10 protein-coding genes are annotated in these 9977 nt (G+C 73.5%); 8 read left to right on the forward strand and 2 right to left on the reverse strand.

Features of this window, described 5'->3' with window-relative positions:
• Positions 1-109 precede the first annotated feature (109 nt).
• The 6 genes from ACFYX3_RS31585 (at position 110) to ACFYX3_RS31610 (ending at position 6650) form a co-directional block, all read left to right on the forward strand.
• Positions 110-421: a TlpA family protein disulfide reductase gene (locus ACFYX3_RS31585; protein WP_376584326.1), complete on the forward strand. Its 312-nt coding sequence runs from the start codon at positions 110-112 to the stop codon at positions 419-421.
• Positions 422-655: 234 nt separating this feature from the next.
• Complete coding sequence (locus ACFYX3_RS31590; protein WP_376584328.1) at positions 656-1186, forward strand: flavin reductase family protein; 531 nt, start codon at positions 656-658, stop codon at positions 1184-1186.
• 199 nt (positions 1187-1385) lie between these two features.
• The gene (locus ACFYX3_RS31595; protein WP_389020621.1) at positions 1386-2171 is read left to right on the forward strand and encodes an electron transfer flavoprotein subunit beta/FixA family protein; all 786 of its coding nucleotides are present in this window, start codon (positions 1386-1388) and stop codon (positions 2169-2171) included.
• Between the two features lie 54 nt (positions 2172-2225).
• Entirely contained in the window at positions 2226-3188 is a 963-nt protein-coding gene (locus ACFYX3_RS31600; RefSeq protein ID WP_376584330.1) for an electron transfer flavoprotein subunit alpha/FixB family protein, read from the forward strand.
• 155 nt (positions 3189-3343) lie between these two features.
• Positions 3344-4636 (forward strand): DUF6986 family protein, encoded by a 1293-nt coding sequence (locus ACFYX3_RS31605; protein WP_389020624.1) that lies wholly within the window; start codon positions 3344-3346, stop codon positions 4634-4636.
• Positions 4637-4706: 70 nt separating this feature from the next.
• Positions 4707-6650: a serine/threonine-protein kinase gene (locus tag ACFYX3_RS31610; RefSeq protein ID WP_389020627.1), complete on the forward strand. Its 1944-nt coding sequence runs from the start codon at positions 4707-4709 to the stop codon at positions 6648-6650.
• A gap of 11 nt (positions 6651-6661) precedes the next feature.
• On the opposite strand, the gene ACFYX3_RS31615 is transcribed toward ACFYX3_RS31610, so the two are convergent.
• Positions 6662-7696 carry a LacI family DNA-binding transcriptional regulator gene (locus ACFYX3_RS31615; RefSeq protein WP_389020630.1) on the reverse strand — a complete coding sequence of 345 codons (1035 nt, stop codon included), beginning with the start codon at positions 7694-7696 and terminating at the stop codon, positions 6662-6664.
• Between the two features lie 148 nt (positions 7697-7844).
• On the opposite strand from ACFYX3_RS31615, the gene ACFYX3_RS31620 reads away from it, so the two are divergent.
• On the forward strand, positions 7845-8801 hold the full coding sequence (locus ACFYX3_RS31620; protein WP_389020633.1) for an ROK family protein: 957 nt from the start codon (positions 7845-7847) through the stop codon (positions 8799-8801).
• A gap of 131 nt (positions 8802-8932) precedes the next feature.
• Here ACFYX3_RS31620 and ACFYX3_RS31625 read toward each other — a convergent pair whose 3' ends face one another.
• Complete coding sequence (locus ACFYX3_RS31625; RefSeq protein ID WP_389020636.1) at positions 8933-9379, reverse strand: hypothetical protein; 447 nt, start codon at positions 9377-9379, stop codon at positions 8933-8935.
• A 410-nt stretch (positions 9380-9789) separates the two neighbouring features.
• Between ACFYX3_RS31625 and ACFYX3_RS31630 the strand changes: the two genes are divergently transcribed.
• Positions 9790-9977, forward strand: a 188-nt coding sequence (locus ACFYX3_RS31630; RefSeq protein WP_389020639.1) for a hypothetical protein, incomplete at its 3' end; no start/stop codon positions are given.

Raw genomic sequence — 9977 nt, forward strand, 5'->3', positions numbered from 1 at the left:
CAGACGGCTTCGTACGGGGAGATTCTCGTCACTCGCGGTGGTCGTGGCGGGAATCGATCGGCGTCGTGCGACGCTGCACCGGGGGAACGGGTGAGTGAAGGGGAATGGGATGACCGAGGTCCTGGGGCCGGAGGTGCTCGGCACCGAGCTGGGGGAGCGGGCCACGCTCGTCCAGTTCTCGACGGCCTTCTGCCAGCCCTGCCGGGCCACCCGCCGGACGCTCGCCGAGGTCGCCGCGATGGTGCCCGGCGTGGGGCACGTGGAGATCGACGCCGAGGAGCGTCTTGACCTCGTCCGCGAGTTCGGCATCGCCCGCACCCCCACCGTCCTCGTGCTCGACGCCGCCGGGCGCGTCGTCCGCAGGGCCGCCGGACAGCCCCGCAAGGCGGACGTCATCGCGGCCCTGGGCAGGGCCGTCTGACGGCCGGAGACCCGCTGGTCGGGGCCGGGTCGTCTGACGGCGTGACACTTCTCCCACATCCCGGTACGCACTTGACTGCACCGGTCACCGATCGTCACCCTGACGGAGTGCCCATAGAACTCCTTCTCTACGGCCGGGCCCACGTGGATCTGGCCCGCAACGCGAGCGCGCGCTGTCCGGGTGTCTGACCACCCCAGGACCCCTCTCATGACGCCCTCGCAGAAGGACAACTCCATGACGGTTTCGCCAGACCTCCAGCTCGGTACCGTTCCCACGATCGGCGCATCCCGGCAGGCCTCTCCCGACCTGCTCCGCTCCGTCTTCCGCCGGCACGCCGCCGGCGTCGCGGTCATCACCGCGCACGGCGAGCGTCCGGTCGGGTTCACCGCCACCTCGCTCAACTCCGTCGCCGCCGAGCCCCCGCTGATCTCCTTCGGGGTCGGCACGGGCTCCTCCAGCTGGCCCGTGGTCTCGGAGGCCGAGCACATCGGCGTGCACATACTCGGCGAGCACCAGCAGGAGCTCGCGGCCACCTTCGCGCGCAGCGGCGCCGACCGCTTCGGCGAGGGGACCCGCTGGAGCGTCGGCCCCGAGGGCGTGCCCGTGCTCGACGGCGTCCTCGCCTGGCTGGTCTGCCGCGTGGTGGCCCGGGTGCCCGCCGGGGACCACCGCATCGTCATCGCTCAGGCGGTCGCCGGGGACCCGGACGGCGCGGGCCGTCCACTCCTCTACCACCACGGCCGCTTCAACGCGCTGCGCGACTGAGAGTTCCCCCGCGCGCCGCTCTCCGCGCGTTGGCAAGGTCACACGCCTGAGCGCTTGCTCATTGGTAACGGACTGGATGTACTGGCGAGTAATATTTCGGTCGGGGCGTCCGGCGCCCCGACCGGAAACCCGCCCTTCAGGCGCCTATGCTGCGAGCAACAAGGCAGCCCAGTTATGACGATGCAGTAGGAGAGCCGGCGTGAGCTTGAGGATCGTTGTCTGTGTGAAGTACGTGCCCGACGCCACCGGCGACCGGCACTTCGCCGATGACCTGACGGTGGACCGCGACGACGTCGACGGCCTGCTGTCGGAGCTCGACGAGTACGCGGTCGAGCAGGCCCTGCAGATCGCCGAAGAGGCCGACGACGCCGAGGTCACCGTGCTCACGGTCGGCCCCGAGGACGCCAAGGACGCGCTGCGCAAGGCGCTGTCGATGGGCGCCGACAAGGCCGTCCACGTCGAGGACGACGACCTGCACGGCACCGACGTCATGGGCACCTCGCTGGTGCTCGCCAAGGCCATCGAGAAGGTCGGCTACGACGTCGTCATCGCCGGTATGGCCTCCACCGACGGCACCATGGGCGTCCTGCCCGCGATCCTCGCCGAGCGCCTGGGCGTCCCGCAGGTCACCCTGCTCTCCGAGGTCAAGATCGAGGACGGCGTCGTGACGGGCCGCCGCGACGGCGACACCGCCTCCGAGCAGCTTCAGGCCTCGCTTCCGGCCGTCGTCTCCGTGACGGACCAGTCGGGGGAGGCCCGCTACCCGTCCTTCAAGGGCATCATGGCCGCCAAGAAGAAGCCGGTGGAGTCCCTGGACCTCTCCGACCTCGACATCGAGGCCGAGGAGGTCGGTCTGGAGGGTGCCTGGACCGCGGTCGACTCCGCCGCCGAGCGCCCGGCGCGCACCGCGGGCACGATCGTCAAGGACGAGGGCGAGGGCGGCAAGCAGCTGGCCGAGTTCCTCGCGAGCCAGAAGTTCATCTAAGGCTCCCGAGAGCCACTCAGACCGCCCCTTTCGTTCGCAGGAGATTGAAGTCCCATGGCTGAGATTCTCGTCTACGTCGACCACGTCGACGGAGCCGTCCGCAAGCCCACCCTGGAGCTGCTGACCCTCGCCCGCCGCCTCGGCGACCCGGTCGCCGTCGCCCTCGGCAACGGCGCCGCCGACACCGCCGCCGCGCTCGCCGAGCACGGCGCGGTGAAGGTCCTCACCGCCGACGCCCCCGAGTTCGCCGAGTACCTCGTCGTCCCGAAGGTCGAGGCCCTCCAGGCCGCGTACGAGGCCGTTTCCCCGGCCGCCGTGCTCGTCCCGTCCTCCGCCGAGGGCAAGGAGATCGCCGCCCGCCTCGCGGTGCGCATCGGCTCCGGCATCATCACCGACGCCGTGGACCTGGAGGCCGGTGACGAGGGCCCGGTCGCGACGCAGTCCGCGTTCGCCGCCTCCTTCACCACCAAGTCCCGCGTCTCCAAGGGCACCCCGGTCATCACGGTCAAGCCGAACTCGGCCCCCGTCGAGGCCGCCCCGGCCGCCGGCGCCGTCGAGGCGCTCGCCGTCTCCTTCTCGGAGAAGGCCACCGGCACCAAGGTCACCTCCCGCACCCCGCGCGAGTCGACCGGCCGCCCGGAGCTGACCGAGGCCGCGATCGTGGTCTCCGGCGGCCGCGGCGTCAACGGCGCCGAGAACTTCGCCGTCATCGAGGCGCTCGCCGACTCGCTCGGTGCCGCCGTCGGCGCCTCCCGCGCCGCCGTCGACGCCGGCTGGTACCCGCACTCCAACCAGGTCGGCCAGACCGGCAAGTCGGTCTCGCCGCAGCTGTACATCGCCTCCGGCATCTCCGGCGCGATCCAGCACCGCGCGGGCATGCAGACCTCGAAGACCATCGTCGCCATCAACAAGGACGCCGAGGCTCCGATCTTCGACCTCGTCGACTACGGCGTCGTGGGCGACCTCTTCGACGTCGTCCCGCAGCTCACCGAAGAGGTGAAGTCCCGCAAGGGCTGATGACCTGCGGTTCTGTCGGTCCCGGGGGCCGCACGGCGATCTGTCGCCGTGCGGCCCCCGGCCGTTTCGGACAACCATTGACGCAGGTCCCGACGCCTACTAACTTCGCTATACGGATTGTTGATTCCGTGAAGCGGAAAACAGGAGGATGCAGGATGGGTCAGCAGGAGAAGGTGTCGACGAGCCTCGCCGGCGCGGTCAGCGAGGGCATCAGCGCCTCCCTCGCAGCGGTGGACGCCGAGCTCGACCGGCGCTACCCCGGGGACCCCGGCACCCGCCAGCCCGTCCACACCGTCTACGTCCCCGGCAACGCCTTCGACGCCGGAACCATCCGCTCCTGGGGCGACCAGGCCCTCGCCGCCCTCGACGAGCACGCCCCCGACGCCGCCTCCTTCGCCGCCGTCCTCGGCCTCTCCGACGACCTCGCCGAGGACGTCTACGCCCGCGTACGCGGCAAGCTGGAGCGCGAGCCCATCGAGGACCTCCGCGTCGACTTCGAGGACGGCTACGCCGGCACGGACGAGGACCAGGACGCGGCCCGCGCCGCCCGCCTGATCTCCGAGGCGTACGAGAACGGCACCGCCGCCCCGTACATGGGCATCCGGATGAAGTGCATGGAGTCCGCCGTACGCGACCGCGGCATCCGCACCACCGACGTCTTCCTCACCGGCCTCCTGGAGAACGGCGGCCTCCCCGACGGCCTCGTCCTCACCCTCCCGAAGGTCACCTACCCCGAGCAGGTCTCCGCCTTCGTCCGCCTCCTGGAGGCCTTCGAGAAGGCCCACGGCCTCGACGCCGGCCGCCTCGGCTTCGAGATCCAGATCGAGACCAGCCAGTCCATCCTCGCCAGCGACGGCACCGCCGCCGTCGCCCGCATGATCGGCGCCGCCGAGGGCCGCGCCACCGGACTGCACTACGGCACCTTCGACTACAGCGCCTGCCTCGGCGTCTCCGCCGCCTACCAGGCCAGCGACCACCCGGCCGCCGACCACGCCAAGGCGATCATGCAGGTCGCCGCCGCCGGCACCGGCGTCCGCGTCTCCGACGGTTCCACCAACGTCCTCCCCGTCGGCTCCACCGAGCACGTCCACGAGGCCTGGCGCCTGCACTACGGCCTCACCCGCCGCGCCCTCTCCCGCGCCTACTACCAGGGCTGGGACATGCACCCCGGCCACATCCCCACCCGGTACGCCGCCGTCTTCGCCTTCTACCGTGAGGGCTTCGAGACCGCCGCCAAGCGCCTCTCCGCCTACGCCAACCACGCCGGCGGCGACGTCATGGACGAGCCCGCCACCGCCAAGGCCCTCAGCTCCTACCTGCTGCGCGGCCTCCAGTGCGGCGCCCTCGACGGCGCCGAGGTCGACGCCCTCACCGGCATGACCCGCGCCGACCTCGACCGCTTCGCCGCTCCGCGCCGAGGCGACCTGACCGCCACCGCTGATCGCTAAACGGTCACTTTCCCGCCAACTGCCCCGTACTCTTGTCGAGTTCACATGATCGACAAGGGGACGGGGCAGCGTGTCATCGGGGGAGAACGGACGGCTCGCGGGCCGCTACAGAATCGTGCGGCAGCTCGGACGCGGAGGCATGGGCGTCGTCTGGCGGGCCGTCGACGAGGTGCTCGGCCGTGAGGTGGCCGTCAAGGAACTCCGTACGTACTCGGACGCGGCCGCGCCCGAACTGGCCGACCTGCGCCTGCGGATGACCCGCGAGGCCCGCGCCGCCGCCCGGGTCCGCCACCCCGGAGTCGTCGCCGTCCACGACGTCACCGAACACGAGGGCCGGCCCGTCATCGTCATGGAGCTCGTCGACGGGCCCTCCCTCGACGACGTCCTCGCCGAGCGCGGCACCGTCGACCCCGCCGAGGCCGCCCGCATCGGCGCCCACGTCCTGGAGGCGCTGGCCGCCGCGCACGACGTGGGCGTCCTCCACCGGGACGTGAAGCCCGGCAACATCCTGCTCGACCGGTCGGGCCGGATCGTCCTCACCGACTTCGGCATCGCCACGATGGAGGATCCCGGCGACGGCTCCGCGACCCACCTCACGCGCAGCGGCGAGATCGTCGGATCCCTCGACTTCCTCGCCCCCGAGCGCGCCCAGGGACAGGACCCGGGCCCGGCCTCGGACGTGTGGGCGGTGGGCGCGACGCTGTATGCGGCGGTCGAGGGCTCCTCGCCCTTCCGCCGTACGTCCACCTGGTCGACCCTCGCCGCCATCGTCACCGAACCCCTCCCGGAGCCCCGGCACTCGGGCCCCCTCACCCCTGTCCTGCTCCGCCTCCTGGACAAGGACCCCGCCTCCCGCCCGACCGCACGCGAGGCGGCGCGACTGCTCGGCGCGGTGGGGGGTGCTGCGCCGGGACCGGAGGCCGCCGGTCCGGACGCGGGCGAGCAGGCCGGGCCCGCTGCGGTCGCGCCCCATCAGGTCGCGCCGGAGCCGGTCGCCTCCCCGCCGGTCGCGCCCGCGCCCGAGGTTCCCGCGGCGAACCCGTATGCCGGTTCCGTGGAGCCGAATCCGTACGCCGCTTCCGCCGAGCCCAACCCGTACGCCCCGGCCGCCGCGCCGCCCGCCGGAGCCTTCGGCCCGGCCGTGCCCGTACCGCCCGCGGCGTCCGTGCGGCTCGACGCGGGCACAGGCGCCCCCGGTGGACGGGCCGCCCGCCGCGCGGGGGCGAAGCCGCGCCGGGGGAGCGTCCTTGTCGCCGCCGCCGTGGCCGCCGTCCTCCTTGCCGGTGGGGGCGTCACGTACGCCCTCATGGACCACGACGGCAGTACGCGGGCCGCCGGCGAGACCCCGCAGGACGGGGACGGCGGCGGCGCCGCCGGGGGCGATCCCGGCCGTGTCCTCGACCCCGGGAGCAGCACCGCGCCCTCGGGACGGCCGAGCGGCAGCGCCACCCCGTCGGCCGGCTCGACACCCTCCGGCCGGGAGTCCGGCGCCGCGGCCGGCGGCGCGCCGGCCACCGACGGCCCGGGCTCCGACGGTTCGGATCCGGGCGCGGCGGGCGGCCCGGCGGCGGGCGGCGCCGGTTCGGACGCGGCGTCCGGAGCCGGCGGCGCAGGCGGTACGAAGGCCCCGGGCACGGCCGATGGAAGCACCACGGCCGGTGGTACGACGACGACCCACGCGCCCTCCGGGGGCGGCGCCACGACCGCGCCCACCACCCAGGCCCCGCCGCCCGCCTCCGGCTGCACCGCCTCCGGCTCCTCCGCGACCTGTCAGGTCGTCCGGAGCGCCACCACCACCCGGTACGACGGCGGCGAGATGGGCACGGTCGGCGCGGGCCCTCACTCGTTCTACTGCCAGGTCGACCTGGACCGGACCGAGACGTACGGCGGAACCAGCAGCCGCTGGTTCGCCCGCACCGATGACGACAGCGGCAACACCAACGTCTACCTCAGTGTGCTCCACCTGTCCGGCGGTGGCGGCGGCGGTCCGGTGGCGGGCCTGCGGATCTGCTGAACGACGGGGCCTCAGCCGGCCGGTGGCGCGATCTCGCCCGATCCCCGGGCGAGCAGCGTCGTGCCGAGCACCAGCCGTTCCGGCGCCTCGTCGGCTCCGTCGAGGCGCCGGAAGAGGCGCTGCGCCGCCGTCCGGCCGAGCGCGGCGGCGTCCTGGGCGACGACCGTGACGCCGAGCAGATCCGCCAGTTCGATGTCGTCGAAGCCGACCAGGGCGACCGGCCGCCCGTGCCGGGCGAGGGCCCGGACCACGGTCACGGTGACCCGGTTGTTCCCCGAGAACAGGGCGGTCACGGGCTCGGGCGCCGCCAGCATCTCCCGTACCGCCGTGCTCACGCGGTCCGGGTCCGTGGAGCCCAGGGAGACCCAGGCGTCCCGGACCGGGAGGCCCGCGTCCTCCATGGCGGCGCGGTAGCCGCGCAGCCGCTCGGCCGCGGTGTGGATGCGCGGGCGGTCGCCGATGAAGCCGATCCGGCGGTGGCCGTGCGCGATCAGATGGGCCACACCGCTGCGCGCCCCGCCGAAGCTGTCGGAGAGGACGGCGTCGGCGTCGATGCGCCCGGCGGGGCGGTCGACGAAGACCGTGGCGATGCCCGCCCTCATCTCCGGCTCCAGGTAGCGGTGGTCGTCACCGGCGGGGATGATGATGAGGCCGTCGACGCGGCGCGCGCAGAGCGCCAGCGCCAACTCCTGCTCCCGGTCCGGGTCCTCGGCGCTCGAACCGTTGAACAGCAGGGCCCCGTGCGCCCGCGCGACCTCCTCGACCGCCCGGCTGAGCGGCCCGTAGAAGGGGTCGGCGAGGTCCTCCAGGACGAGGCCGACCGTCGCCGTGCGGCCCTTGCGCAGGACGCGCGCGCTGTCGTTGCGGCGGAAGCCCAGGGCCTCGATCGCCTCCCGTACGCGGCGCTCGGTGTCCGGGGTGACGCCCCGTTCGCCGTTGACGACCCGGGACACCGTCTTGAGGCCGACGCCCGCCCGGGCGGCGACGTCCTTCATCGTGGGCCGGGTGCCGTAGCGGGATTCGGGGCGGCGGGCTGTGTCTGCCACGGTGCGGGGTTCCTCCGGAGCGGATGACGCGGTGTCGGGCGAGTCGAGTCGATCTCGATTCGAGCATAGGGCTTGGACAACGTTGTCATCACTGGGAGACTGTACGGAACGACTTTCCGTTCCCGCCGCCGACTGGAGACCCCGCGCCATGGACACCGACCCCGCCACGGGCCTCGTCGCCGCCCTCGACATCGGGGGCACCAAGATCGCAGGCGCCCTGGTGGACGGCGAGGGCCGCATCCGCGTCCGCTCCCAGCGGCCCACGCCCGCACGTGAGGACGGCGAGACGGTGATGGCGGCGGTCGAGGCGGTGCTGGCCGACCTCGCGGCCTCCCCGCTGTGGGAGTCCGCCGGGGCCGTCGGCATCGGCAGCGCCGGTCCGGTCGACGCCTCCCGGGGGACCGTCGGTCCGGTGAACGTGCCCGGGTGGCGCGACTACCCGCTCGTCGAGCGGGTCCGCCGGGCCACGGCCGGCCGGCCGGTCACCCTCGTCGGCGACGGCGTCGCCATGACGGCCGCCGAGCACTGGCTCGGGGCCGCCCGGGGCCACGCCAACGCCCTGTGCCTCGTGGTCTCCACGGGTGTCGGCGGCGGCCTCGTCCTGAACGGCCGGGTCCACCCGGGCCCCACCGGCAACGCCGGTCACATCGGCCACGTCCCGGTGGACCTCGACGGCGAACCCTGCGCGTGCGGTGGGCGCGGCTGCGTCGAGCGCATCGCCAGCGGCCCGCACCTCGCCCGCCGCGCCCTGGAGAACGGCTGGCGGCCGGGACCCGACGGTGACGTCTCCGCCGCCGCGGTGGCCGCCGCCGCACGGGCCGGGGACCCGGTCGCCGTCGCCGCGTTCGAGCGCGCCGCCCAGGCGCTCGCGGCCGGCGTCGCCGCGACCGCCGCCCTCGTCGAGATCGACATCGCGGTCGTCGGCGGCGGGGTGGCGGGCGCCGGCGAGGTCCTCTTCGCCCCGCTCCGGCGCAGCCTCGGCGCCTACGCCGCGCTCTCCTTCACCCGGAACCTGACCGTCGTCCCCGCGGCCACGGGCACCGACGCGGGCCTCCTCGGTGCCGCGGCGGCGGCCACGCGCGCGGACGCGGCCCCGGACTCGTGATCGGCAGCGGTGGCGGGCGCCGGCCGGAGGCCACGGCCAGGCCCGTCAGCACACCGCGCAGGAACCGGCGGTGGGGCGGCGCACTCGCCTGAACGGTCGGTCCGAGGTGCCCTGACGCGCCCGGGACCGCATCACGCCCTGCCGTTGCCGGCCGGTAGGGCGCCGGTGCACGTGGCGCGGCCGAACTCGCCCATGGCGGTGGCGCGTTGGATGTGCTTGCCGCCGATCGCCAGTGCGCAGGACGCCTGGCCGCCCTTCCCGTCGAGGACGACGGCGATGGTCGGAGCCTTGCCGACGGGCATCTGGACCGATTTCGTCCACGGAAGGGTGACGGCCTTCTCGACCGTGGCCGTGCCGGACTCGCCGCGGGCGAGGTACGAGATCTCGACGGTCCCCGTTCCCGTGACCTCGTAGGTCACCTCGGCCGTCGCGGCGGCGCTCGGCTTCGGCTGCCCGTCGGTGCCGAGGACGCCGTAGCCGACGAGCCCGAGGCAGGCGAGCAGGGCGATGCCGGCGATCGCCAGGCCGCGCCGGGCCGGGGCGGCCCCCGTGCTCTCGTGCTCGCTTTCCTCTCGCACTGCGCTTTCCGCAATTTCATTGGACGACATGAGAGGGCCCGGCTTTCGGTCGGTCGGCAGATGATCCGGGTGGTTATACACCACGCCGCGTGCCGGATGCGAGCGAGCGGAAGAATCGGGCGAACCGCACCCCCCGGTCCATCGATTGTCCTTTATGTCGCGGGGGTTGACCACGTCTCGCAAGAGTGGTTAGAAAGCGCGCTGCAATGCCCGTGACCTCGTGGTTTGTGTCTTCCGCGCGATCACCCGAATTGCTCCAAGCTGGGCGGTAACCTCCGCGCCAGCTCGTTCGGCGTGCCCATTTCGCGTGCAGTGACGCGGGTGCGTCGATGCCGAAAGGTATTGAGGTGAAAGTTCCGTACAGGAGATATCTCTCCTGTCTTGTCGTGGCGGCGGTAGCAGGTGCGCTATTGCCCCAGGTCGCCTATGGCGCTCCGCAGTCGCCGGCGACGGACGACGACAAGGGCGTCCTCGACGCGGTCGCGGGTTGGTTCTCGGACGGCGAGGACGAGGGTCGGTCGGGTGGGCCCGGGGCGCCGTCGGGCGACGGGACTTCGGTGGTGCCGAGCCGGGAGAAGCTCCCGAAGGGCAAGGCGGC

It is taken from the genome of Streptomyces sp. NPDC002463, assembly GCF_042889835.1.
Taxonomy (GTDB): domain Bacteria; phylum Actinomycetota; class Actinomycetes; order Streptomycetales; family Streptomycetaceae; genus Streptomyces; species Streptomyces nymphaeiformis.